The organism is Salipaludibacillus daqingensis (assembly GCF_029891575.1).
GTDB classification, from domain to species: Bacteria; Bacillota; Bacilli; order Bacillales; family Salisediminibacteriaceae; genus Salipaludibacillus; species Salipaludibacillus daqingensis.
This window is the reverse complement of sequence record NZ_JARZHF010000010.1, coordinates 25,506-49,788: the sequence shown is the minus strand read 5'-3', so window position 1 is coordinate 49,788 and position 24,283 is coordinate 25,506. Positions and strand designations below refer to the sequence as shown.

General features: G+C 43.6%; 23 protein-coding genes. 17 read left to right on the top strand and 6 right to left on the bottom strand.

Annotated features, from left to right (window positions below; all coding sequences use genetic code 11):
• Positions 1-66: 66 nt before the first annotated feature.
• From QDN89_RS18075 to QDN89_RS18070, 3 genes are all read right to left on the bottom strand, one after another.
• Positions 67-2,154, bottom strand: a complete 2,088-nt coding sequence (locus QDN89_RS18075; RefSeq protein WP_280771573.1) for an MMPL family transporter — start codon at positions 2,152-2,154, stop codon at positions 67-69.
• A gap of 237 nt (positions 2,155-2,391) precedes the next feature.
• The gene (locus QDN89_RS22015) at positions 2,392-2,493 is read right to left on the bottom strand and encodes a HAMP domain-containing protein (protein ID WP_425335426.1); all 102 of its coding nucleotides are present in this window, start codon (positions 2,491-2,493) and stop codon (positions 2,392-2,394) included.
• A gap of 5 nt (positions 2,494-2,498) precedes the next feature.
• Positions 2,499-2,726: a hypothetical protein gene (locus QDN89_RS18070; RefSeq protein WP_280771572.1), complete on the bottom strand. Its 228-nt coding sequence runs from the start codon at positions 2,724-2,726 to the stop codon at positions 2,499-2,501.
• Positions 2,727-3,460: 734 nt separating this feature from the next.
• Here QDN89_RS18070 and QDN89_RS18065 point away from each other — a divergent pair.
• The 13 genes from QDN89_RS18065 to QDN89_RS18005 all read left to right on the top strand — a co-directional run bounded on the left by QDN89_RS18065 (position 3,461) and on the right by QDN89_RS18005 (position 18,176).
• Positions 3,461-3,673, top strand: coding sequence for a plantaricin C family lantibiotic (locus tag QDN89_RS18065; RefSeq protein ID WP_280771571.1), 213 nt, complete (start codon positions 3,461-3,463; stop codon positions 3,671-3,673).
• 75 nt (positions 3,674-3,748) lie between these two features.
• Positions 3,749-6,895: a type 2 lanthipeptide synthetase LanM family protein gene (locus QDN89_RS18060; RefSeq protein WP_280771570.1), complete on the top strand. Its 3,147-nt coding sequence runs from the start codon at positions 3,749-3,751 to the stop codon at positions 6,893-6,895.
• A 31-nt stretch (positions 6,896-6,926) separates the two neighbouring features.
• Complete coding sequence (locus tag QDN89_RS18055; protein WP_280771569.1) at positions 6,927-7,145, top strand: class II lanthipeptide, LchA2/BrtA2 family; 219 nt, start codon at positions 6,927-6,929, stop codon at positions 7,143-7,145.
• 182 nt (positions 7,146-7,327) lie between these two features.
• Positions 7,328-10,465, top strand: coding sequence for a type 2 lanthipeptide synthetase LanM family protein (locus tag QDN89_RS18050; protein WP_280771568.1), 3,138 nt, complete (start codon positions 7,328-7,330; stop codon positions 10,463-10,465).
• Positions 10,452-12,602 (top strand): peptidase domain-containing ABC transporter, encoded by a 2,151-nt coding sequence (locus QDN89_RS18045; RefSeq protein WP_280771567.1) that lies wholly within the window; start codon positions 10,452-10,454, stop codon positions 12,600-12,602. Before QDN89_RS18050 ends, QDN89_RS18045 begins: the two co-directional genes overlap by 14 nt.
• 248 nt (positions 12,603-12,850) lie before the next feature.
• Positions 12,851-13,150 carry a hypothetical protein gene (locus QDN89_RS18040; RefSeq protein WP_280771566.1) on the top strand — a complete coding sequence of 100 codons (300 nt, stop codon included), beginning with the start codon at positions 12,851-12,853 and terminating at the stop codon, positions 13,148-13,150.
• 16 nt (positions 13,151-13,166) lie between these two features.
• Positions 13,167-14,093, top strand: a complete 927-nt coding sequence (locus QDN89_RS18035; protein WP_280771565.1) for an ABC transporter ATP-binding protein — start codon at positions 13,167-13,169, stop codon at positions 14,091-14,093.
• Entirely contained in the window at positions 14,090-14,791 is a 702-nt protein-coding gene (locus QDN89_RS18030) for an ABC transporter permease (RefSeq protein ID WP_280771564.1), read from the top strand. Before QDN89_RS18035 ends, QDN89_RS18030 begins: the two co-directional genes overlap by 4 nt.
• A 9-nt stretch (positions 14,792-14,800) precedes the next feature.
• A complete protein-coding gene (locus tag QDN89_RS18025) occupies positions 14,801-15,562 on the top strand; it encodes an ABC transporter permease (RefSeq protein ID WP_280771563.1) in 762 nt (253 codons plus the stop codon).
• Complete coding sequence (locus QDN89_RS18020) at positions 15,555-16,475, top strand: ABC transporter ATP-binding protein (RefSeq protein WP_280771562.1); 921 nt, start codon at positions 15,555-15,557, stop codon at positions 16,473-16,475. The genes QDN89_RS18025 and QDN89_RS18020 overlap by 8 nt, the downstream gene beginning before the upstream one ends.
• Positions 16,472-17,182, top strand: a complete 711-nt coding sequence (locus tag QDN89_RS18015; RefSeq protein ID WP_280771561.1) for an ABC transporter permease — start codon at positions 16,472-16,474, stop codon at positions 17,180-17,182. Before QDN89_RS18020 ends, QDN89_RS18015 begins: the two co-directional genes overlap by 4 nt.
• On the top strand, positions 17,179-17,922 hold the full coding sequence (locus QDN89_RS18010) for an ABC transporter permease (RefSeq protein ID WP_280771560.1): 744 nt from the start codon (positions 17,179-17,181) through the stop codon (positions 17,920-17,922). The genes QDN89_RS18015 and QDN89_RS18010 overlap by 4 nt, the downstream gene beginning before the upstream one ends.
• Positions 17,923-17,972: 50 nt before the next feature.
• Positions 17,973-18,176: a helix-turn-helix transcriptional regulator gene (locus tag QDN89_RS18005; RefSeq protein ID WP_425335425.1), complete on the top strand. Its 204-nt coding sequence runs from the start codon at positions 17,973-17,975 to the stop codon at positions 18,174-18,176.
• Positions 18,177-18,258: 82 nt separating this feature from the next.
• On the opposite strand, the gene QDN89_RS18000 is transcribed toward QDN89_RS18005, so the two are convergent.
• Positions 18,259-19,179, bottom strand: coding sequence for a helix-turn-helix domain-containing protein (locus tag QDN89_RS18000; RefSeq protein WP_280771558.1), 921 nt, complete (start codon positions 19,177-19,179; stop codon positions 18,259-18,261).
• A gap of 228 nt (positions 19,180-19,407) precedes the next feature.
• Between QDN89_RS18000 and QDN89_RS17995 the strand changes: the two genes are divergently transcribed.
• A complete protein-coding gene (locus QDN89_RS17995; RefSeq protein ID WP_280771557.1) occupies positions 19,408-19,539 on the top strand; it encodes a hypothetical protein in 132 nt (43 codons plus the stop codon).
• A 330-nt stretch (positions 19,540-19,869) separates the two neighbouring features.
• Here QDN89_RS17995 and QDN89_RS17990 read toward each other — a convergent pair whose 3' ends face one another.
• The gene (locus tag QDN89_RS17990) at positions 19,870-20,037 is read right to left on the bottom strand and encodes a GNAT family N-acetyltransferase (RefSeq protein ID WP_280771556.1); all 168 of its coding nucleotides are present in this window, start codon (positions 20,035-20,037) and stop codon (positions 19,870-19,872) included.
• Positions 20,038-20,447: 410 nt separating this feature from the next.
• On the opposite strand from QDN89_RS17990, the gene QDN89_RS17985 reads away from it, so the two are divergent.
• The 3 genes from QDN89_RS17985 to QDN89_RS17975 are packed head-to-tail and all read left to right on the top strand — an operon-like array spanning position 20,448 to position 22,762.
• Positions 20,448-20,996, top strand: a complete 549-nt coding sequence (locus QDN89_RS17985) for a sigma-70 family RNA polymerase sigma factor (RefSeq protein WP_280771555.1) — start codon at positions 20,448-20,450, stop codon at positions 20,994-20,996.
• Between the two features lie 3 nt (positions 20,997-20,999).
• Positions 21,000-21,434 (top strand): PadR family transcriptional regulator, encoded by a 435-nt coding sequence (locus QDN89_RS17980; protein WP_280771554.1) that lies wholly within the window; start codon positions 21,000-21,002, stop codon positions 21,432-21,434.
• On the top strand, positions 21,431-22,762 hold the full coding sequence (locus tag QDN89_RS17975; protein ID WP_280771553.1) for an FtsW/RodA/SpoVE family cell cycle protein: 1,332 nt from the start codon (positions 21,431-21,433) through the stop codon (positions 22,760-22,762). The genes QDN89_RS17980 and QDN89_RS17975 overlap by 4 nt, the downstream gene beginning before the upstream one ends.
• 167 nt (positions 22,763-22,929) lie before the next feature.
• Here the strand turns inward: QDN89_RS17975 and QDN89_RS17970 are convergent, their stop codons facing one another.
• Positions 22,930-23,799 carry a DMT family transporter gene (locus QDN89_RS17970; RefSeq protein WP_280771552.1) on the bottom strand — a complete coding sequence of 290 codons (870 nt, stop codon included), beginning with the start codon at positions 23,797-23,799 and terminating at the stop codon, positions 22,930-22,932.
• Positions 23,800-24,283: the final 484 nt, after the last annotated feature.

Sequence of the window (24,283 nt, the reverse complement as noted above, 5' to 3'; positions counted from 1 at the left end):
CCAAAGGACTATCCCTGCAATATGCAGGATATAAGAGATTAAATACATCTTTATCTACTTTCTTTTCTAAATATTTTTCTTAGTTCCAGGCCACCAATTCCATTTGCCAAGCAAAGTTACAATGGCTGGAACAAGCATCCCGCGGACTAGGAACGCATCTAGCAGAATGCCCAGACCCACAATGAAACCGAACATATACAGTTCCATAAGTGGCTGAGTCATTAGCACTCCGAAAGTGGCAGCCAGAATGAGTCCTGCGGAGGAGATGACTCCCCCCGTCAGCGCCACACCGCGCTGAACGGAATAAAGAATGCTGTGGTGACGGTTTTCCTCACGGATTCTCGAAATCAGCATAATGTTGTAATCTACCCCTAGTGCCACTAAGAACACAAACGCATAAAGCGGTATTCTGTAGCTCATCGCCTCAAAGCCTAGCAAGTTATGAAAGATAAACCAGCTCAACCCTAGAGCTGACAAGTATGATAAGAGAATCGTAGACATCATATACAGCGGTGCCACAAGCGACCGCGTCTGCCAGATCAGCATAAGCGTGATCACGACCGTGACAGCAAGCGCCACAACGATCGTATCCCTGTCATTCAACGCTCGGACATCTGCCTGTTTTGCCGATTCACCGGAAAAAAACAAGTTGTATCTAGCTGCATCAAGGCCACTTTCTTCTAATATACCAGTTCTGTTATCATTTAGACGATCTATCGTATTAAGCGACTCATGATCGTAAGGATTCTGTTCCAAAATCAGTTCGCCGCTCAGTGCACGCCCCGATTCATCAATATTATCTCCATCCTGAGCGTCTTCAAGATCAGGCAGCGTTACGTCGTATACACCTTCATCTTCCATAAGAATATTTCCGAGTAGCTCTACACTCTCCCATTTTTCCTCATTTATATCAAACCCGTTTTCACTTTCAACGATGACCGATACAGGCGCAAGATCCCCAGGAGGATAGCTTTCCTCCATCACCTCAAAGCCGATCCGACTCTTCATATCTTCAGGGAACGAGTTTATAAGATTAAAAGAATGCTGAATCGTCGGAACGTTTAAAGCATTCACGATAAGAAAAACAAGCACGATCCCGCCCGACAGGACAGGTTTTTTCGTGACGAATGTCCCTACGCTCCCCCAGAAACGGTTCTTCTTAAGCGTTTCCTCGCCCACTTGCGGTATGACAGGCCAGAACGCACGTCTTCCTGCAACGGTAAACAGTGCCGGTATGAGCGTAAGTCCCGCAAGGAGCACCATCGAAATCGTGATAGCAAATGTTAATGCGAAATTATTGTACGGACCATACTGGGCTAGAAGCAGAACAAGCATGGCTACGAACACCGTGCCCCCGCTGAAGAAGATCGGTTGAGCCACCCCTCGTAAAGCTGAACTCATGGCATCATATTTATTCTCCTGTTTCCTCAGTTCCTCTCTGAAACGGGAGAAGATGAACAGGCTGTAGTCCGTCGTAGCCCCGAACAGGAGGATCATCACAATGGATAACGACTGCGTTTCAATTGTAAATACGCCGTTAGCTGCGAACAGCCCGAGCACCTTGTCTGTAATCTGGTACACAAACCCTGCTGCAAGCAGTGGAATAATTGCCAGCAGAGGTGAGCGATAGATGATGATTAACAGAACGAGTACAAGACCGATTGTTGAAAAAAGAAGGGTCAGATCGGCATTTGAGAAAATTGCAATCGTATCAGAGGCGATCCCAGCAGGCCCGGTTACATAGAGCTCCCCCTGGCTGATTGCGTCATTTCCGTAATTGTCTATCATCGTGACAGTGTCGTTAATCTCGTCCATTTCCAGACCGGTTGCAAGTATGAGTGGAATCACCATCGTTGTTCCGTCTTCAGACCGGAATTCTTCGCGAACTGGCTCTGGAAAGTGATGAAACGGTACGACAGTGTCGATTGTTCCCATTACCGAGTCCTCGGTAAGCCATTCCGTGGTGGAAGCAATTTCGTCCCATCCTGACGCTTCATTCCACTCATTTTCCTGTGTAAAAACGAGGAGGGCGAGCTGCCCGTCATCATCCGGAAAATAAGCCTGTACTTTGTCCTCGGCAATGACAGACTTCGCGTCTTTAGGAAGATCGTCTTCCCCCGTGTTGACTGTGTGGTCATTCGCGGAAGGACCCATACTGAGTCCCCCTGCTATAAATACCCAGATAAGAATCGTAATCCAAACCATTTTTCTATTTGAAGTCAGCTTCGACACCAACGTCATGGAACATCCCCTACTTTCTGTTTTCAGTTGATTTCGTGTTTTAAAAGAGCACTCCCTGGACCTATTTATCTCTAAATTTTTACCGGCTCAAAGGCAGAGTGCAATAAAGTCCCTTCGCATTTCTTCAATGCTGTTCAGTTCTTCTGCCGTCTAATTGAAGGTTTCACCCAATTGACCAACCTCATCCTCGGTGACCACTTTCCCTTTCCGGGAAAAGTCCCCTGTTGCAAAGTTTAAAGCAATTTCATTCATATCTCTTAAAAGAGCCGTGTTTTTTCGCGACATAAAATATAAAATAACTCCTGCAAAGGCAATGCCTGATCGTCCACTAGGATCCGGAATTCACTCATATTCATGATCACATTTGAAAAAATCAGTTGTTCCCGCCGCTGATCAGTCTGTCCCCTCCTTCTGAGAGCAGCTTTTATTCTTGCACTCAGTTCATTGGGGTCAAAAGGTTTAACGATATAATCATCAGCTCCCATTTCCAGCCTTTTACAATATCGTAACTCTCTACTTTTCCGGTAAGCATCAAAATGGGTATGTGGGTATTTTCACGGGACGGTTCATGGCGTACAGCTCATCTTCTCGGTACATTCTCCTTTTAGCATACTGCAACATCATTCATTTTTACACAGCAATATGAACGGAGCGTTAACAACTAGATAAATTCTGCTTGGCAGGGTGAGCAAATACCGAAAGGTGCGGTACCAAAGCCGATTCTGTAATTTAGAAATGTATTCGAGAACTCATTCATATACCTTCTTGATTGTAATAAAATGCATACACAATCCTCTATTTCAGCCCCTTCAGTGTCTTAAACAAATAAGGGTATTTCACTTATGTACCCGTCCCTCCAGTTAACTTGATCGATCCATTTTCGAGAAATATTCATAAACGAATAATAAAACTGTATACCAGTGAAAAAAACAGCAGGCATAAAGATTAAGAGCCATTCCGTAATTATTGGAGGTATTATATTAAAAAATAATTGTAAAGATATAAAGTCTGTCACAACGTTTCCCACTATACATTTATATGATATTAAAAGAATAAAAAACAGTTTAGTTGACAAATTTCCCTTTAAACCGCGCAACAACAAACACCATTTAAAACCATAAAAAACTCTAAAATGTAAAATTGACAAAAAATTTAGAAAAAATTATTCTCTGTAAGTAAGACGAGCTTCCCAAAAAAAATAATTAAAGGATGTGCTGACATGGAAGTAATTAAGTACTGGAAGAACCCTGAAAACAGAGCTGTAGAAAACGTGCAAGTTGCCAACCCTGCCGGAGATGTCATGGATGAACTATCGGATCAGGAATCTGATATGGTCGTAGGTGGCTGCCGGTGGTACAACATTAGCTGCCGTCTTGGTAATGACGGACGCTTCTGTACGCTTACAGTAGAATGCCAGCGAAATTGTAACTAAAGACTTATTGGGTTATTCCCGGATTATCGAAGGACCGGGAATAACCTCACTTTATACTACATAGGGGTGATTAACATGAAGGCTCACCATGCAGCACTATCAATACACGAGAGGAATTCGTGCAAAGGGTTTTATACATATAATAATCAGAATTTTAATAATAGAGTCATGATGTGGAAGAGGTTTTATTACAATAATCCCTCCTATCTTGAACAAAGCGTCCACTCTGTCTCCAAGATGACGTTAAACGACATTTGTTCCATTGCCGAAGTCAATGAAGAAGGCCACTCTTGTCCGTCGGATGAGAAGTGGATAAACGACTGGAAGGATATCATTGAAGGACGGTATGCCTCTTGTCACTTGCCAGCAGGTTTGCCGGAAACCGAATTCCGTGGCTTTCATAATCTCTTTTTGAAGTTTGCCTTCTACCATTTGAAGGAACTTGTGTCGCGTTATGACATCATTGCAGGAAGAACGATGCTTTATACAAGGCTTTTGAAAGATATTCAGGATCAGCTTTTGGGCATGTCGACTAAGACGCTTATTCTCGAATTAAATGTGATGCGTGAAACACAGACTCTGAAAGGAAAGAATTCAGCTGAGAGATACCGATATTTTGACGATGTAAGCGCCTCCAGTCAGGCATATTTGAACACATTTTTTGATGAATATTCACTGCTCATCCGACTCATGCTCGAAAAAATCGATAAATGGCTCGCATTTACTGAAGAAATAGCAGCTCATGTTACCTGTGATTTTAAGAATTTACTGGACGTATTCCCTGAACTGAAATCAGACGATAAGGTGAAATTGATCGAAACCGGACTTGGTGATACACATAAAAAGGGAAAAAGCGTCACGATTCTCAGCTTTGACGGCGGCGTTCGGCTTGTCTATAAGCCCCGTTCACTTGAGGCAGATAAAAATTTCTACAATGTAATCGAATGGCTGAATAATACTGCGGGCGCGATTCCGGATCTTTATATTCCGCGCATAGTTCTGTGCGATACGTACGGGTGGACAGAGTTTATTCCGTATGAGGCCTGTAATACCGAAGAGGACGTTGCCTATTTTTATAGAAGTATGGGCGCCCAGCTTGCCTTAATGTATGTCCTCAATGCGACAGACTTTCATTATGGAAATATCATCGCCAAGGGAGCACACCCGGTTATTATCGATCTGGAGTCTCTGTTCCATCAGAACATTCAGGAACCTGAATTTTCCGAAGACGCGCTCGCTCAAGCGGATAAAATTCTGACAGGATCGATCATGGCAACCGGCATTCTGCCGAACATGCTATATCAACGAGATAATATCGATCAGAAAGGAATTGATTTAAGCGGGCTTGCAGGGAAAGGCGAGCAAAAACTGCCTTTTGAAGTTTCTAAAATAAGTAGTTCCGGAACTGACAGGATGCATATTCAAAAATCCGCCGCTTATCTGGAGTCGGGCCAGAACCTTCCAAGCTTGGGTGGTAACTATGTTGAACTGACCGATTATTTAATTGAAATAAAGGCTGGTTTTATCAGTTGCTATGACCACATCGCATCTAATAAAACAACGTTTGCAAGCCTGATAGACACGTTTGAAAACACGGATGTGAGAACAATCATACGTCCAACAGCGAGCTATGGTGAACTATTAAGGAGCATGTATCACCCTGATTTGCTGAGAGACGGCCTTGACCGGGATATCTTCCTGCACAGACTGTGGCTCCAGTCCCTTCAACTGCCAAAACTAGAAAGGCTTATCCCATTTGAAAAAGACGACCTTCACGGAGGGGATGTTCCGATTTTCACAACAAGGCCAGGAAGCCCGCATGTCTGGTGTTCAGGAGGAACGGTCATTGAAAACGTCTTTAATGAATCTGCCCTTGATAAAGTCCGCCTGAAGCTGGAGTCACTAGGTGAGCGAGATCTTGACATCCAGATTCACATTCTTCACATGTCCATGCTCGCTGCAAACGCCAGCGAAAGAGCTGATGTAGAACCAGTCTCACCTTCATTTCCTGTCCAGTCTGCACCTGAAAAAAGCGAGTTTCTCTTTAGGGCAGAAGAAATAGGTGATTATTTACTGGAAACGGCGATTTCAGGAACAACGAACGGAATAAAGGATATCACATGGATCAGCACCGTCCTCGAAGGCAGTAAAGAAGTGATTTGGCGAATCGCACCAGTTGGACTTGATTTTTATAACGGGAACAGCGGTATTGCCCTCTTCCTCGGTTATTTAGGCTATTACACAGGAGACAAACGGTTCACAAAAGGAGCCGAAGAAGCACTCGTTCCTATTCTGGAAGATATGAAGACATATAGTCAAAACGGCCAGTATAGTCTCGGTGCCTACAGCGGTGTGGGCGGTGGCTTTTATACATTGGCCCGGCTCGCCTCGGTATCGGAAAACAGATTTTTTGAAAGACACTTGATTGACGCACTCCCATCTTTTCAAGAGCTTATTAAAGCAGACACGATCTATGATTATATTGGCGGAGCCGCCAGCGCTTTGGATATCTTCCTTTCCATTTACAAGCAATTTGGCACGGAAGAAGCGCTTAAAGCAGCTGAAAAGTGCGCAAACCACCTGATCACCCATGCGATACTGGCACCTGAAGGCGGGATTGCATGGAAATCTTCCAATCATGATGTACCTTTGACAGGGTACTCTCATGGGACCGGTGGGATCGCCGCTGCCCTCTCTTCTCTCTATACGTTTACTAAAAACGGCACGTTAGTCTCTGCTATAGAAAAAGCGCTAGAATTTGAGCGCCGTTTCTATGACAGCCATACCCGTAACTGGACGACGCCTGGGCGGGACGAGATATCTGTAGCATGGTGCCACGGAGCGCCGGGAATTCTGCTGTCTAGGCTGCGCCTGATTGAAAACGGATGGATGGATACTCATATTGAATGGGAAGTTGAAGAAGCACTAGCAACCACACTAAGATTCGGTTTTGGAAACAACAGGTCTTATTGTCACGGGGATTTCGGCCAGCTGGAGATTCTCCTGAAAGCCCAAAAGGTGTTAAAGCATAAAGATTTATCTGCTGAAATTAACGCAGTGCAGAGCCAACTTCTCGCACTTATGAAGGACCAACAGTGGATCCGCGGAGTGTCAAGAGGCACTGAGTCGAAAGGATTGATGGTCGGGCTGGCCGGATTCGGATTCGGACTCCTTAAACAATCTGATCCCGAAGGTGTACCTAACATTCTATCACTGGATTAAAGCGTATATTCTATAAAGGAGGTGAAGAAATATGGAGAGAAAAGATCTTGCAGCAGCATACCGCAATCCGGAAACGCGCAGCCAACTAGGACTGGAGCACCCTGCCGGTGAAGTGGACGAGGCTCAGCTGAAAAGTATCGCAGGTGCCCAGGATGTCCAGCCGCAAACGACTTGGGCTTGTGCAACAGTCACACTAATTACTGCAGTGGCATGCCCGACAACGGCGTGTACATCATCATGCAGAGGTTAAAGTTGCAGGGTAGTTTGGAAGCTCGCTCCTGCAGACAGAAACCTCAACGCAATTGTACTTAATTGTAACAAATTTTTTGAAAAAAGAGGAAGTTGGTGGCAAGTGTCACGCTTGCCACCATTATTTCAATGATTCAGCTCAGCACGACCGCCACCGCAAATTAATTAAAGGAGGTTTTACCGGTGAAAAGTGATCTCATGAATTCGTTCAGCCAGTCAGCTTATTTACTTGAAAGGGTTGAAGGTCGGCCAGCTATAGACACATCAACAAAAACGACGGAGCTCGATAAATGGCTGAATACTGTATCAGAGCCAATGCTTGAGCAACGCCTCATTAATCAAGGGCTGTCGATGGAAAGTTTTAAAAGCAGACTTCAAGAACCGAATCAGCCTGCATTGGAAAAAGAACTGGAATGGATCAACGACTTCAACAATGTCCTTTCATATCATTCAACGAAAGAATGTGATCTGAATACAACCCAGGCATTATTGTCTTCATTTATATCCTATGCAGAAGAGACGCTTTCGCGTAAGCTCACACATGTACCTCCGGATAAGATAGATACGGAAGCTTTAATGATTGGAATAATAGACACACTCTATCAAAAATTACATAATCTGTGCATTAAATCAGTTGTCTTGGAAATTAACATTGCCAGACTGACAGGACAGCTAGAAGGGGAAACGGCGAACGCCCGCTTTCAGAGTTTCATGAAAAAGTTCCAGCAAGATCCATACGAAGTGGTTCAATTTTTCAGCCTATACCCTGTTCTCGGAAGGTTGGTGACGGAAACGACCGAACGCTACATCCGGCTGCTGAAAGAACTGATTGATCGATTTAATACAGATTACATCGAGCTGCAATCCGGATTCGCTGAAGAGTTGAGTTGTTTATCCGCGTTATCGTTCGGCCTAGGAGATACCCACCAGGACGGCCGGGAAGTAATTATGCTCCAATTTACTTCCGGTGCGAAACTCGTCTACAAACCGCGCTCACTAAAAGTGGATGCTCAGTTCAGCCGGCTTGTCGGATGGCTTAACAGGAAAGGGTTCAAACATCCGTTAGCTGCTGTAAAGGTGATTGAGGGCGGTGACTACGGTTGGCAGGAACACGTCCCCTACAAAGAGTGTACGACGAAAGAGGAAGTTAAACGGTTTTATTATCGCCAAGGCGGTTTTACGGCGCTATTTTATGTTCTAGGCTCCTCTGATTTCCATGCGGAAAATATGATTGCGAACGGAGAATACCCGATTCCAGTTGATTTGGAAACTCTGTTCAGCAAAAACCTTGAGATGACAGGCCACCTGAGCAGTAAAAACGAACTTTTGCTCGAAATGAACCGCTCTGTTTACTCGTCATTGATGATCACTTCGCCGTTACTTAGTGAGGCAGCAATTGATTTTGATGTCAGCGCGATCGGAGCAAAGGCCGGCCAGGAATCAAAAAAACTGACAGCTTTAACGGTAGCAGATGCAGGAACGGACCAGATGCGGCTCGTATCTGAAATCGTCAAATCACCGGATTACAAAAACAGGGTAAAAATGAAAGAAGAAACGATGAACCCCATTGACTATGCAAATGACATTGAACAAGGTTTCAAAGACCTTTATAAAATTATTTATGAGAATGCAGCAGAATTTAAGTCTCCTGAAGGCCCACTGTCTTTTTTCAAAGGTACGAAGATCCGACAGGTATTCCGTCCGACCCAGGTATACAGTGAATTTCTTGCTAACAGCCTCCATCCTGACTACTTGCAGAATGGTCTCGAACGGGTGAGGTTATTTGATTATTTATGGCAGATGACGACTCAGTCAGATAAATTCCAGCTGTTCACTTCCTCTGAAACGCAACAGATGTTAACACACGACGTCCCCTATTTTTACTATTATGTTGACGGACGGGACATCTATGACGGTAACGGTAACTGTATTGGCGAGTTTTTTGACCGCACTAGTTATGGCGATGTGTATGACAAGCTCGACAGACTCAGTCCAGCGGACATGGAAAAACAATCGCAATATGTCAGGTGGTCGTTAGCCACCCTGATCGAAAATGCTTGGGAACACAACCAGGCCCGACCCTTTATTGAAAAAAAACAGCTGGACAGACCTTCTGATCCTAGCTTGTTTCTTAGCGAAGCGCTGAAAATCGGATCTATCATCGCACAACGTGCGATTGCAGAGACGGAGCGTGAGGAAGTCAACTGGATCGGGTTAAATTTAAGCGGTGAAAAAGGCCTGGATGTAGGAATCAAAGGCAATGACATCTACGACGGTTTGGCAGGCTACAGCCTGTTCTTCGCCTATCTCAGTAAGTTATCCAGCGACTCACACTACCGCTTATTAAGTGAGAAGATCGCCTACTTTATAGCGGGGAAATTAAAGGAGAGGCCTAAATTGCCGACAATATCGGTCTTTTCTGGAGAAGGCGCTCCCGTCTACACACTCGTTCATCTCGGGTTATTATGGGACGATCCCGAACTGATCAACCGTGCTGAAGACCATCTTGAGACTGTCGACCAGGTCCTTTCCTTCGAGGATCATGAACCTGATTTTGTTTCAGGTCTGTCAGGCTTAGTCGTCTGCTGTCTGAACGCATTTGAGAAAACAGGCAGAAATAAGTTCAAAGAGACAGCCGTTAGAGCATCGATACTGCTCGCAGAGAAAATCGAACGCATGACACTAACTTTTGAAAACCCTGGACCCGGGCTTGCCCATGGGACGGCCGGCTATTTATGGGCATTGTCAAAATCGGCCGTCGTAACAGATGATCTTACAGTGGCACGTGCGCTTACTAAGCTTATGACTTTTGAAGCAGGAACTATCCAAGAAGGCACACTGCCAGCGTCTTATGGAGGCGCGAAGCATGATGGAGGAAGCAGATGCTTCTGGTGCCACGGCGCCCCCGGTATTGCTCTCGCCACAGTTATGAGAAATGAGCGCACACCGGGGACGGAAGAGCGAATGGAGAAGCTTCTCGCCGCTGTCTCAGAAGAAGGGCTCCTTTCGAGCCACTGTCTGTGTCATGGGACGCTTGGCAATATTGATATTATGCTGAGTGCTGCTAAACAACTTTCTGAAGACAGATGGTATGTGAAAGCGTTGAGAATGGGCCATGATGTCCTCGCTGAGAAAGAAAGCAGAGGGTGGCGTTCCGGACTTCACCGCTATGCGGAAATGGACGGCTTCATGCTTGGACAGACCGGAATCGGCTATGGTCTGATGCGGCTCGCTGCCCCTTGGATTCCCTCTGTTCTTTCACTGGAATTTCCTGAACCTGATCAAAAAAGAAAAAGAGTGAGTCCATATGAGCGACACTAAACCGACAAGGAAACGCGTCCCGTGTATTGAACAAATGCAGCAAACCGAGTGCGGTCTCTGCTGCATGGCGATGATGATGGGTTATTATAAAAGCCACGTTTCTCTCTACGAACTGAGAGAGCGAATGGGAAACGGGAGAGATGGAACGACACTCTTCCACCTGAAAAAGCTTGCCGAACAACTGGGCTTTGAAACGAAACCGTATAAAGCGGAAACGGAACAGTTAAAGCAGATGAAGCTCCCGGCAATTATCTTCTGGGGGGAAGATCACTTCGTCGTACTGGAAAAAATAAAGAAAGACCGCGAATTCCATATCGTCGATCCTGGTGGTGGCAGAAGGAAACTAACACGGGACGATTTTGACAAGAAATTCACCGGTTATATCCTCACTCTCTATCCGGGGGACCGGTTTGAATACAAGAAAGAAAAAAATGTATGGTGGTCGTTTGTCCCTTTTATTACGAACAGACCAAAGCTGTTCGGGACCATCCTCATGCTGACCCTTCTCCTGCAGCTCTTCACCGTAGGGATGCCAATGCTGATCCAATTCGTTGTTGACCATATCATCGTTCCGATGGAAGTGAGCATTTTGCATGTGTTTTTAATCGGCATTCTCGGTGTTGTTCTGTTTCATATGCTGTTTACGTATATAAGAGGACGCACGTTGATTACGTTCCATAACGCGATTGATTATGACATGCAGACGAAGTTTTTCTCTCATATCCTGAAGCTTCCGTATCAATTTTTTCTGCTCCGCTCATTCGGCGACTTGATCTTCCGTGCAAACAGCATGAAAGTCATTCGCGATCAGCTGACGACCCAGGTCGTAAAAGGCATACTCGATACAGCTGTTCTGGTGGTTATCCTGCTATACATGGCTTATCAATCATGGTTAATGACCGTGTTCGTCTTGGTGATCGCCGCCCTTAATATCGCGCTCATTTCGTTAAGCAAACGGTATATATCCGAAACGAACCAGCAAGAAATTCTTAATCACGCGAAAGTTCAAGGCACCCAGACTGAAATGCTTTACGGCATCTTCGGCGTCAAGACGTCCGGCGTTGAACATATGATGTACCGGCGCTGGCTAGAGAGGTTTAATAGCTTGCTGTCTTCGTACCGAAAAAAAGAAACGATTCTAAATTACGTTAACACTGCCAGTAGTTCCCTGCAGCTGTTAGCACCGCTTATCATTCTCTGGATAGGTGCCTATCAAGTATTTTCGGGTCAGATTACGCTTGGTGTTCTGATTGCTTTTCATGCTATATCAGGCCAGTTTTTCAACTTGAGTGGCTCGGTTGTAAACATGGTCCAGGCGTTTATTCTGACAACTTCCTACCTGAAGCGGGTCGAGGATGTGCTCGAAGCTCCTGCCGAATTGGGGAGCATGGAAGAAGAACCGGATTATGAGCCAGTCAGGGGGAATATCCGTCTCGAAAACGTCTCATTCTCTTTCTCCAAGTACAGTGAGCGTGTCGTCGACGACCTTTCGATGACGATTTCCGAAGGTCAGAAAGTGGCGCTTGTAGGTCAGTCAGGTTCCGGAAAAACAACCATTGCCAATCTAATTATCGGCATTTTCAAACCCGTATCAGGGACAATTTATTATGATGGCAAGGATCTTGAAGACATTGACCTTCAGCAACTTCGCAGACGAATTGGCACGGTCCCTCAAGATGTGACCCTCTTTAACCGGTCTATCTACGAGAATATCACGCTGCATCATCCTGACGCGACTCCTGAAGAAGTGGTCGAAGCCGCCAAGGTGTCGCAGATTCATGATGAAATTATGGCAATGCCGATGCAGTACAATACGATGGTCTCAGAGATGGGCATGAATCTGTCCGGCGGCCAGCGCCAGCGCATTGCGCTCGCTAAAGCCCTTTTAAGTAAGCCTTCCATCCTTGTTCTTGACGAAGCGACGAGTTCGCTAGATCACGTTAACGAGAAAAAGATCGATGACTATTTATCATCGATCAATTGTACGCGCATCGTGATTGCACACCGGCTTACAACCGTTATGAACAGTGATATGATCTGCGTGGTTGATAAAGGAAAAATCATGGAATACGGCACGCACAAAGACTTGCTTCATACCGGCGGATTCTACAGTCATTTTTATAAAAATCTAAGTTGATTGCTTAGATAAGCTGTTTCCTCGAAGCTCTTTAAAGGCGGACACTTTCCTTACTCAAGGAGTCTATTTTCTCCGGGGGACTCTCAGCTAAGTTTGCTGTGGAAACCAGTGGATGCCTGCTAAACGGTTTCTGCAGCAAAATTACTTTCAAAAAATATTATTAAATTTGTAAAACAAACTTGACATTTAGTTAAGTTTGTTTTACATTTACCATATAAAGTTAAATACAAAAAGGAGTTGGGTTTAAATTGATGGAAACTCTGGTGCACTGGGGAAATTATATTGGCGGCGTTGTCATGCTACTATGCCTTGTGGTCATGCTGATCATTAATAAGAGAATGGGTTCAGACGAACGAGCTAAAACGATATCTTCCCGAACATTCTCCGTGATGTTCTTTCTACTGGGCGGAATGATTGTGGCAGCAGTTATGTTCAGCGTTGATGAGACATTAACGAGCGCAGGGTATCAGAATCTGACGCTGGTGATGTTTGCTATGACCTTTTTAATTGGAACTGTCTATTTGTTAATTCTTCAATTTAGAAATTAGTGAGGAGGTAATCAGTATGGGTGAATTAGCAGTGGAAACGGTTCAGCTGACGAAAAAATACAGCGGTATTGCAGCCGTTAAGGATTTGAACCTGAAAGTACCTCAAGGAAAGATATACGGCTTTCTCGGACCGAACGGCGCGGGAAAGACGACGACACTGAGACTGATCACCGGACTGTTAAAGGCAGATGCCGGAAAGGTGTTCGTGCAAGGGAAGCCAATGCCTGAAAGTCGCCTCGATGTGCTTGCCAAGACAGGTGCTTTAATTGAAAAGCCTGCGCATTATGAGCATTTGACTGCAAGAGAAAATCTTGACATCGCGAGGCGCCTCTATCACGTCGCAGACACTGCCGCTGTCGACAGAGCGCTGAAAGCGGTCGGTCTCGAAGAAGCGGCCGGAAAAAAGGTTAAAACGTTCTCACTCGGCATGGCGCAGCGTCTCGGCATTGCATATACGTTACTTCATCAACCGGAACTGTTAATTTACGACGAACCGACAAACGGACTTGATCCTGTCTGGATTCACAAAATTAGAACCTTGCTCAAGGATTGGTGCACAAAATACGGAACGACGATTATTATCTCGAGCCATCTGCTCAGTGAAATCGGACAGCTGGCTGATGAAATTGGCGTAATCAGTGAGGGACGCTTATGTTATCAAGGAACTGTTCCTGGACTGATTGGAAAAACCGAATGTGTCATAGGGATTGTGACGGACGATCAGATTGCTGCAGCTGACTTAATTAGAAAAGAAGGCGTCGTAATTCAGTGGGACGATGACAACACACTGTTTGTGACGGGTACCCCTTCCCGCCTTCAGGCTGTGAAAAAGGCGCTTAAAGATAAGGGCATTCATATCCTTAATGAGACAGGGAAAGATTCTGTCGACTCATTGGAAGAAGCCTACTTATCACTGATGAACAATGAGGCATCTGTCTCATGATCACCCTTCTGAAAATCGAGTTCAGAAAAGTGCCTGTCACCTATCTTCTCTGGTTGTATGTGGCTGTCTGGATCACCATCTCCGTCACTAGTTATGCGGCGCTGGCTTCTTTAAGCAGGCAATATTCTCCGGAAAGGAGCTGGAGCATCTTTCTAGAAACAGCTCAGATGGCCATGCCACCTCTCACGATTCTTGTGACGACGGCAGCTGTGATGATGTTGATGGCATACGAGTATGAAAACGGTATGTGGAGCCGCCTGCAATTATTTCCGATCAGAAAAAATGCCATCTTGACTGCCAAATTAATAACGACGTTTGCAGTCTTGTTAGGAGCCGGAATTACCATTTTCTCTGCGGCGTTTACGACAAGCCTCGCAGCCGGAGTAACAGATACGACGGGACTTTTCCTCATAACGGCCGGTCCGGTGCTGCTCTCCTTCCCTTTAATGGTCTTTCTGCTCTGGACCGTCACGGCCTGCGAAAATATGCTGATTCCCACCCTTACAGGCATAGCCCTATTTATCTTTATTCAAATTTTTGCCGGGTGGGGCCTCTGGCTTCCGTGGGGGCCGCTAGCTACGTTTGGTACCATGCTCCAACCGTCGCCGCAGGAACTTATTTCAGCGGCTCTCGCTCTGGCCGTAACATCGGTTTTTTATTTTACTGTTTCGACCATGTACGTCAAAATTCGTCTATAAGGAGGGCCTATGAAAGACTGGATTCGTATGCTGGCAATCGAACGTTGTAAATTACGGCGGTCGAAAATGTGGCTGGTTATCATCTTATTAACACTTTTGCCCGTCATTTACGGGTATGTCATTTATTCGATTATCATGGTTAACCAGTACGGGTACGACACGGAAAATCACTGGTATATGTATACCGTTATGGTGTTCTTATTTTATGGAACGATCTGTCTTCCAGTCGCAGTCGCAATCGTGGCTCGCGCACTGCACGGGTTTGAAAAAGAGGCAGGAAACTGGGAAAAAATTTCGCTCTCCCCCATTACCGCGACCCATGTGTTTTTAAGCAAGTGGGCCTGGATTGCCACACTCGCCTGCCTGACTCAACTGTGGACGTTTTCACTCATTATCGCGGGAGGGTACATTGCAGGTATCCAGGATCAGCTACCTGTCCTTACCCTATTTATACCTGCCTTCCTATTAGGCACGTTCGGGGCGTCGGCAGCTGGAACCCTGCAGTTCTATCTGTACCTACGATTCAACACGTCTAGTGCACTTTCATTAAATATTCTGATGTCAATCCCGGTTTTTCTCATCTTCTCAAATGAATCGGGTTCATTACTGCCATATTTGTATCCGTGGGCATTACCGATTTTAGGGATGACAGCAGCGACTTCAGGGGGGATCCAGCTCCTCACATTTATAAGTGTCTGTCTGCTTCTGTCGCTTGGTTTAAGTTATTTGAGTATCAGACTAATCAAACAAGGAGTGCCGGCCAATGGGTAATCAAACGTATCTTCTCGAGACAAATGATTTAACGAAAACGTATAAAGGAACAAAGGTCGTCAACGGGCTCTCTCTCCAGCTTGAAGAAGGGGAAATTTACGGATTCCTCGGTCCTAACGGGGCAGGGAAAACGACGACGATTCGGATGCTGTTAGGTCTCATCAAACCAGCAAAAGGGAATGTGACCGTCTTTGGAAAGGACTTAACGAAAGAAAGAATCGCCATTCTTAAGCAGATCGGTTCCCTCGTTGAATCCCCCTCTTACTACCCACATCTGACAGGTAAAGATAACTTGGAAACACTCCGTAAAATCCTGCAGGTGCCGAAGTCGCGAATAACGGAAGTACTCGAGATGGTCAGGCTGACAAAAATGGCTGACCGGAAAGTGAAAGAGTATTCATTAGGCATGAAACAACGGCTGGGGCTGGCAGCCTCATTACTCGGAAGGCCGAAACTGCTCATACTGGACGAACCGACAAACGGGCTTGATCCAGCGGGTATGATCGAGATACGGGAACTGATCAGGCAACTGCCCGCTAAATACGGGATGACCGTCCTTCTATCAAGCCATTTACTTACAGAAATAGACCAGGTTGCCACAAAAGTAGGCATCATCGCAAAAGGGGAAATGATTTTCCAGGACCGGATTGAAGTCCTCCGTGAAAAAGCGAGCCGGAAACTGCACGTTCAAATGGATGACTGGGAGACGGGGCAGAAAGTCCTTTCCAGCCATGGCATCGAGACAGCCCGTCACGACAACTGGTTGACGATGCCGAATCAGCCGGACGGAAAGATTGCCGAAATCGTAAAAGAATTAGTGTATTCCGGCCTTAACATTTACAGGGTTTCTGAGGAGATAGCTTCGCTCGAAGACATTTTCCTCAACCTTACGAAAGGTGAGGAAACACTATGATGAGAGCGCTTATCCAGTCCGATCTCATGAAAGTGAAAAAGATGGTATGGCTGATGATGGTCGCCTTTCCCGCAGGGCTCATCGGATTGCAGGCAGTGAATTATTCGCTACGGCTTGATCATCTGCTGGGATTGCATGATGATTACTGGTACTTCCTGCTTGAAAATGTCCATATTTTTTGGCCGACGGTACTCGTGTTAACACTCACGCTAATCGTTTCACTGTTTGCGAGTGTTGAACATGAGACACATACGTGGACGACGCTGTTTTCACTGCCGGTTAACAACGGGAAAATCTATCTCTCGAAATTGGCGATTATATTAACGGTACTCATCGGGTCATCAGTCCTTTTTGTCATCTTTTCACTGATACTCGGCCTCGCACTTGGATTCGGCAGCGATTTGCCTCTCATGGCCGCCTCACAGATGAGCCTATACACATATATAGCTGTACTGCCGTTTGTATTTCTACAGTTCTGGCTGTCGATGGGGTTTACAAATCAGGGCGTTGCTTTAACGACAGGGATTGCGAACGCCGTGTTCATTATGTATGCTGTTGACTTGCCGACATGGCTGCCGTGGCGCTGGCCACTTCTTATGGATGGTATTACGTCAGGTGCGCCGGACATCTTCTACGGGCTCGGAACAGGTGCAGCCCTGATGGTGATCACTCTCATTCATTTAACACGAAAGGATGTGGCCGCATGATGTTTTCAAACGTTTTGAAATCTGAATGGTTAAAGCTAAAACATTCCAAAGTTGTTTTTATCGTCCTGGCAAGTCCTGTGCTGGCGACGGTTATCGGCTTGTTTACAACGATGCACGTGCCCGAACACCAGTGGCTCGGGACGATCACGACGATGATTCTCGCACACAGTGCTATTTTCCTACCGCTTCTAACGGGTGTCTTTGCGGCACTTATTTGCCGCCATGAGCATTCAGGGGGCGGCTGGAAACAGGTGTTAACGCTTCCTGTTTCAAGGCTGCAGATCTATTTTGCTAAATTTATCGTCATCCTGTTTCTTCTGACGTTAACCCAGACCGCATTTATCACCGCTACGTGGGTCGCTGGGACATTAAAAGGCTTCTCGGACCCGTTTCCATTTGTGAATGTGTTCGTGAGTGCCGGAGTGGGCTGGCTTGCCTGTTTGCCTTTGATTGCTCTGCAGCTGTGGCTGGCCACCATGCTTAAGTCGTTCGCAGGACCGAGTGTAGTCAATGTGATGCTGACGTTTCCAGCAGTGGTCATCGCCAATTCTCCTCTGTTCGGCCCCATGTACCCGTGGGCTCATCCATTGTTAGGCATGACCCAAGCCCTCTCCTACTCATTAGGAGGAGATGCGGGATTTTTGGACTCAGCAGTGACGTTTTACGTGGTCATGATCACTAGCTTTGCTTTATTTACGGCAGTCGGAAGCGTGCATTTCCAGCAACGCGAATGGGTATAAGTTCATCATGAATGGGGGGAACCTGCATGGGAAAAAATACATCGGGTAAACTGGACAATCACATTCAAATGTGGCGGTCAAAATTTAAAATGACACAAGCGGATCTAGGGAAAAAAGTCGGTGTCAGCCGGCAGACGATCATCTCGATCGAAAAAAATAAATATACACCATCTTTAGCTTTAGGATTTGAACTGGCACTCGCTTTCGGCTGTTCCATTGAAGACCTGTTTGATTACGAAACTAGTAACGATTAATCATGCAAAATGAACATGGTTCGGGCAGTATGCTATAATCTCTAGGTATGAGGGTCAGACGAGGGAGAGTCAAAGTCTCTCATCAGTATTTCTCAATGTCATAGTCTGCTTCATTAGGAACGTAATAGGTTTTCAATTTGCGGATCGTATCGCCGTAAGACTTTTTCTCCAGGAAATTAAAAATAATAAGAGCTTGTTGATAGCAGAGTTGAATCTCTTGGTAAGAAGCTCCCTGCTTCTCCAGACACTGCCCTTTGTAATACAGGAGCTGCCCAAGCTGCGATACACTCTCATGTTTTCTACAGATTGAAATGGCATAGTGGATATGTTTCAGTGATTTCTCATAATCTCCATTATCATAGTAACTTTTAGACAGGTTGTACCAGACGCGAATATGAAAAATATGTTCATAGCGTGATGGATGAGCGATTCTGCGGTTCTGAATATTTTCCAGCGCCTTCTCAAAATACTTAATACTTAAATCAAAGATGTTTAATTCACCGTAAATTATCGCAATTGAGTTTAAAATCCGAGAATAAAGGTCTTCCATTTTCCCTGAGGCAGATTTAACTTTTGTTAGCAGTTTCTTTAACTCAAGGATGGTCTCCTCCGCTTGCCATTTTCCAATTCGGTAAGAGGAAAAAATGTAGTTCCATACTAACGCAATTTCATACCAGCTCTTTTTTTGTGTATTGCCTCGCAGCTCATATTTGGTAATATCATAGACCGTCTTGTAATCCTGCTCCGCCGCGGCTTCTTCTATTTGATTCATAACTTCCTCTATGTAGGCCACATTGTCATATGTTGTCCTCGAAATAAAATGCTCAACCGGTACGTTCAGCCTGTCGCATATATGCTTAAGTGTTTCCAGGTTCGGAACATGTGTCCCCTTTTCAATCTTACTGATAGTGGCCTGGGAACAAAATCCCTCCGCTATGAAACCCTGAGTCAGCCCCTTTTTCTTCCTGATCGCTTTAATTTCAACGCCAATTTCTCTTATCATCTTTCATCCTCCTTGTAAGTTATAACTAAACGCATGTTATTTGTAATAACTGTCGGAAATTTCAGATATATCGTTGTCATCCGTTAATAACAGTTCCAACCCCGCTTATTCTTCAGTTGGATATATCATCAAAATGTATTAGTCTGAAAGTACAACCTGTTCCACCAAAAAATCACATAAATGGAATGGTAGAATGGTTATATTTCATTTATAAAAGGAGAGATAAAAATGAAAAAAGCAATACTCAAATGGTTAATTGTGTCTTTACTTGTGACGTCATCTTCCGTCGTAGCAGTCACTGATGCCTCTTCAGTAGAATCATATAATGACATTAAACTTGATCTACCTTATGAAAAATAGCTAGACGATTTGTATGTTATTTCCATTATAATGTTGTAACTAACAGATTCCAAGTTTTTAATTGAAATAAAGGCAGACCAAAAGGCTCAGAGAACCTTACATACTAGATTCTCAGAGAAGGAACACAAAACACGCGGCATGATCTCCCCTGCCGCGTTTTTATTATGCATTTTCGGGAGGCAGGCTCCTCAAACAAAAACACGGGCAGAAAAGGTCCTCAGCAAAAGCTGCCCATTTTTCATCGGCGCCCCCCCTAAACTTCTGGAATCAATCACTTCATCAGATAAATAACTCATTTTTTCCAAATCGGCCATTAGCGAAGGTTACCGTCTATACTTTTAATAGTAAAATAACTTCACTTTCCTCTAACAACTCCCCTGTGTTTACGAATCCAAGTGATTCATAGAATCGAAGTGCCGGATAATTGTCTGGCTCTGTTGAAAGGCCAACATAATGACAGTCATCATTCTTTTTGAGCATATCTATGACTTGTTGCATTGCCTCTTTTATCCATCGCAGCAATTAAAGAAACTTTCATATTAAACACAGTCTTTTTTATCAATTTTATCATCTTTTATTATTTTTATTAAAATACCTTGTTGCACGAAACTCCCCTATATCTAAAGAAAAACATTCATAATATCTCCATTTAGTACAATCATATTAACACAAATCCCCAATTATTTTTCAATCTTTAAAGAACCACTGCTTCAACAATCTGGTCCCATTTGTTAAATCTAGTACTTATTAAACTATACACAAATTAATATTTAAGCCACTTTTACTTTTTTTTAAATAGACTTACATACTTTATAGGTTGGGAACTTCACATTTAAAATAATTTTTCTTTTTTTTAAAACCATATGGGGGTTAGATTCGTCTAAAATGTAGGAAGAGGTGATACATTCATGCATGAATTAGAGCAATGGCCGGTGGCGGACGAAATTATTGCGGATAGGGAACAGATCATAGATCAATTAATGAACGAATATAGCGATCGCATCCTTCACCTCGCCTTTACATATGTAAGGAACCGAGCAACAGCTGAGGATTTAACGCAAGAGATCTTTATTAAGTGTTATGAAAAATTAGCGCAGTTTAATCAACAAGCATCAATAAAAACTTGGTTATATCGCATTGCCAGTAATCATTGCAAGGACTATTTAAAAAGCTGGCATTATCGCAAAGTGACCCTTAACGAGAAGATTTTAGACTATATCCCCTCCAAATCAAAGCACGTTGAGGAGGAGATTATTGCGAAAAGTGAGAAACACAGCTTGTCTAACGCTGTTATGGGATTGCCAATTAAGTACAGAGAAATCGTTTTTCTCCATTATTATGAGGAGCTAACATTAGTAGAAATAAGCAAGATTACTACCGTAAATATCAATACGATAAAAACGAGATTAAAGCGTGCAAAAGAGTTATTAAAGAATAAGATGATAGAGGAGGTTTAACCGATGAAAGACCCATTCCATAACCTGAAGAGTTCCATGAAAAAAACCGTTTTTAAAAACTTATTGTTTTCTGATGAACGAAAAAATGCCGTGAAAGAAGCGATTCGAGAAAGACAATCTAAACAACAGCTTCATTCTTGGAAAGAGGAAACCCTTGTAGCTGTATTGGAATCGCTTCAACATGAAGCAAAGCACGGATATGATCTATCAATTTTACTCATTCAAAAAAATGAGCTTAGTTTTCAAAACAAGGAAGGGCTGCTATATACACTATTACACTCAATGGAAATGAAAGGGATTGTCACTTCGACTTGGATCTATGAAAAAAAATATTATTCGTTAGCTGCAAAAGGGAAAAAATACTTAACCGCTTCTAAGGAAGTAAGCTCTAAACAACGATTTTCTCTAAAACATTTACTAGAGGAGGCGTCTACATGAGCCCTTCCAGGTTTGAGGAGTTTTTAAGTAAAGTTACCTCTAAAGTGAAATCAAAAGAAGCACATGGCATGATCAAAAAGGAACTAACCCATCACCTACAAGAGCTGAGCCAATCTTTCGAGAAAAGAGCGTCTTCGAAAGCGGAAGCAGAAGAAAAGGCCATACAAGAAATGGGTAATCCCTATACTATTGGAGAAAAACTAAATCAGCTACATAAACCAAAGATCGATTGGCTTCTTCTTGCCCTATTTTTAACAATTGCTAGTATTAGTTTCCTACCACTGATTAATGGAGTTCCTGAATTATCACTATCTAGCGCCTATTTTATTAGTCGCCAGGCAATCTGGTACACCCTAGCTATTCTAGTCATTTTAGGACTCCTTTTCTTTGATTATCGAAGATGGAAGAATTTTTGGCTCCCTTTCTACGGCATAGGTATTTCCTTACTTCTATGTACGTTATTATTTGGAAGAGAAATGAATGGAGCAAAAAGATTTGTATCTTTTGGGGATTTTAGTTTCGATGCAACGGTTTTTTCTTTATTTTTTCTTTTTATCGCTTGGACTGGTCTTCTCACCAAGATTAATACATTCAATAGTTGGTCAAAACAATGTTTATTATGTTTCTTATTTTGGACGCCGATATTTCTCTATTTCATGCTTCCTCACTTTTCATTAACGATCATTTACTTTTTTAGTATCATGACGATCTTTACTTTTTCACATGTCAGTAAGAAATTAGCTATGAAGGTAGTGATTGCCAATGCAACGGTAACGGCTAGTATCCTATTCACCTTTGCCATGATCAGCTTCTCTCGCGGTGGTTATTTTTTTCATCGATTAGCGGCTTTTATTAATCCAACTGCTGACCCGAATGGAGACGGATATATATACATTTTAGTCAAGGATGTCCTGTCACAAGCAGGGTGGTTTGGTAATGGGATCTTCAATGATTTGTCTATCCATTCCCTTCCTGAAGCCCATACTGATTTTGCTTTTCCTTATCTCGTGTATTCCCTTGGCTGGGTATTCGGAATTTTCCTTTGCCTCATCCTATTACTGTTTGTTTTACGAATTTCATCCAATGCTTTTAAAACAAAGGACTTATATGGGAGGTTATTAGTCATCGGCGGGGCAACATTCATTGCCGTTCCTGCCTTCTGGAACATCCTCATGGGCTTAGGCATCGTTCCGATCATGGGAGTCTCCCTGCCATTTATTAGTTATGGAGGAAGTATGCTACTTTTTTACGCTGCCATTTTAGGTCTCGTCCTGAACGTTTACCGAAGAAAGGATATAATTGAACCTACAATAGTAAAAGTAAAGTGACACATCAAAACTCATAAATCCTATCGACTAAAAAAGTAACCCTCTTTTTATAAGAAAAAGAGGGTTACTTTGTCAGCATGTTTTATAACCATTTTTTTAAAAGGAATTTAGAATCGTTTACTCCACTTCTAAGCGATTCTTATAAAACATTGCCCCATTTACTCTATTTATTTGCCCTTCTTCACACTAAGAACGGTGACCGTCATCAAGATGAGGCTCATTCCAAGAAGTTGAATCATAGTCAAATGTTCTCCTAGAAGCAGAACTCCAAATAATGAAGCTGTTACCGGCTCTACCATGGCAACCATCGAAGCAGTTGTCGCGGTAGTTTTTCGAATGCCAATCACATAAAAAATAAAGGAAATTCCAGCACCCACTATCCCCAATAGAAGAAACCATCCTATGTCACTTGACGTCATCACACTGGCTGCTTCCTCATTATCTGCAAGGACAATAAGGATGAGACTGAATGATAAAAAGGCGATAGTTAAAGTGGTCTGTGGCTTTCCAATAGAAGAGGCATTTTTAAACCCAAAAATAAATAAAGCATAGCAAAGACCTGCAGCAAGCCCCGCTACCGCCCCTAATAAACTCACTGAGAGCGATTCAATGTCGTAGGCACCTGTAAGCAGGATAATACCCATGAGTACACCGAAAATACACCCCCATTTAAACCAAGACGAACGTTCTATGCGTAATAAAAAGGAGATTAAAAGAACGAACACGGGGGCGGTGTACATTAAAGTAGCGGCAACAGCAACACTAGACGCATCGATACTTAAATAATAAAAAGTGAAATTTCCAGCGACCCCAACACCGGCCAATAAAGACCACATGAATAACCGTCGAGAGACGTTCCAGTTTTTTCTAAAGCGCAAGAGAAACCACGTGAAAAAACAGATAAAACCAACTGCCCCTCGGTAAAGTGAAATCACAGTAGGATCCCAGCCCTTTTCCATTAAAATATCCCCTATTCCTCCACTAATGCCCCAGCATATAGCAGCTAATATAACTAATCCTACTCCCGTAAATCTCATTTGTACCTCCTAAAGATAAGTCATCGTGCAAATTTATTGATCAAGTCATTGGAAACCTAACGAGACCAAATAACGTAAATTTACGGGCTAAACAGTCCTCTTTACGCTCCTAATCAAACACATGTAAGATGGATATAAATTGGCATTCCTTTAATATCTAACAGTTAAACTTACATTTGCTCGCATGCAGTAGGAAAGGACGGGAGTCTTGATCCTCTGATTTGCTTATAAATAATATAGAACAAATTTATGGTATTTTTTGTTAATTAAAAGGGATAAATGTTTTAGAATCAATAAATGAACTTCTTTACCCTAAGATTTTTTTAATCAGACAAAAACACTCATGCACACCTCAAAGAAATACTGATTTTGATGAAAGACGGTCACTAGAGAGAGCGTCTTGTGACCGTTGCGAGTTGTCATACATCACTATATAAGAGAAAGAAAATGAAATATGATAAACATGCGGGGATTGGTTATAGAT

What these genes read in the sequence shown, in the direction of transcription:
- QDN89_RS18060 (WP_280771570.1), top strand. Translation starts at nt 3,749, where the DNA reads ATGAAGGCTCACCATGCAGCACTATCAATACACGAGAGGAATTCGTGC.
- QDN89_RS17970 (WP_280771552.1), bottom strand. Translation starts at nt 23,799, where the DNA reads ATGAGATTTACGGGAGTAGGATTAGTTATATTAGCTGCTATATGCTGG.
- QDN89_RS18030 (WP_280771564.1), top strand. Translation starts at nt 14,090, where the DNA reads ATGATCACCCTTCTGAAAATCGAGTTCAGAAAAGTGCCTGTCACCTAT.
- QDN89_RS17995 (WP_280771557.1), top strand. Translation starts at nt 19,408, where the DNA reads ATGAAAAAAGCAATACTCAAATGGTTAATTGTGTCTTTACTTGTGACG.
- QDN89_RS18020 (WP_280771562.1), top strand. Translation starts at nt 15,555, where the DNA reads ATGGGTAATCAAACGTATCTTCTCGAGACAAATGATTTAACGAAAACG.
- QDN89_RS18065 (WP_280771571.1), top strand. Translation starts at nt 3,461, where the DNA reads ATGGAAGTAATTAAGTACTGGAAGAACCCTGAAAACAGAGCTGTAGAA.
- QDN89_RS17990 (WP_280771556.1), bottom strand. Translation starts at nt 20,037, where the DNA reads ATGCAACAAGTCATAGATATGCTCAAAAAGAATGATGACTGTCATTAT.
- QDN89_RS17985 (WP_280771555.1), top strand. Translation starts at nt 20,448, where the DNA reads ATGCATGAATTAGAGCAATGGCCGGTGGCGGACGAAATTATTGCGGAT.
- QDN89_RS18015 (WP_280771561.1), top strand. Translation starts at nt 16,472, where the DNA reads ATGATGAGAGCGCTTATCCAGTCCGATCTCATGAAAGTGAAAAAGATG.
- QDN89_RS17980 (WP_280771554.1), top strand. Translation starts at nt 21,000, where the DNA reads ATGAAAGACCCATTCCATAACCTGAAGAGTTCCATGAAAAAAACCGTT.
- QDN89_RS17975 (WP_280771553.1), top strand. Translation starts at nt 21,431, where the DNA reads ATGAGCCCTTCCAGGTTTGAGGAGTTTTTAAGTAAAGTTACCTCTAAA.
- QDN89_RS18025 (WP_280771563.1), top strand. Translation starts at nt 14,801, where the DNA reads ATGAAAGACTGGATTCGTATGCTGGCAATCGAACGTTGTAAATTACGG.
- QDN89_RS18035 (WP_280771565.1), top strand. Translation starts at nt 13,167, where the DNA reads ATGGGTGAATTAGCAGTGGAAACGGTTCAGCTGACGAAAAAATACAGC.
- QDN89_RS22015 (WP_425335426.1), bottom strand. Translation starts at nt 2,493, where the DNA reads ATGAATGAAATTGCTTTAAACTTTGCAACAGGGGACTTTTCCCGGAAA.
- QDN89_RS18075 (WP_280771573.1), bottom strand. Translation starts at nt 2,154, where the DNA reads ATGGGTCCTTCCGCGAATGACCACACAGTCAACACGGGGGAAGACGAT.
- QDN89_RS18000 (WP_280771558.1), bottom strand. Translation starts at nt 19,179, where the DNA reads ATGATAAGAGAAATTGGCGTTGAAATTAAAGCGATCAGGAAGAAAAAG.
- QDN89_RS18070 (WP_280771572.1), bottom strand. Translation starts at nt 2,726, where the DNA reads ATGGGAGCTGATGATTATATCGTTAAACCTTTTGACCCCAATGAACTG.
- QDN89_RS18010 (WP_280771560.1), top strand. Translation starts at nt 17,179, where the DNA reads ATGATGTTTTCAAACGTTTTGAAATCTGAATGGTTAAAGCTAAAACAT.
- QDN89_RS18045 (WP_280771567.1), top strand. Translation starts at nt 10,452, where the DNA reads ATGAGCGACACTAAACCGACAAGGAAACGCGTCCCGTGTATTGAACAA.
- QDN89_RS18055 (WP_280771569.1), top strand. Translation starts at nt 6,927, where the DNA reads ATGGAGAGAAAAGATCTTGCAGCAGCATACCGCAATCCGGAAACGCGC.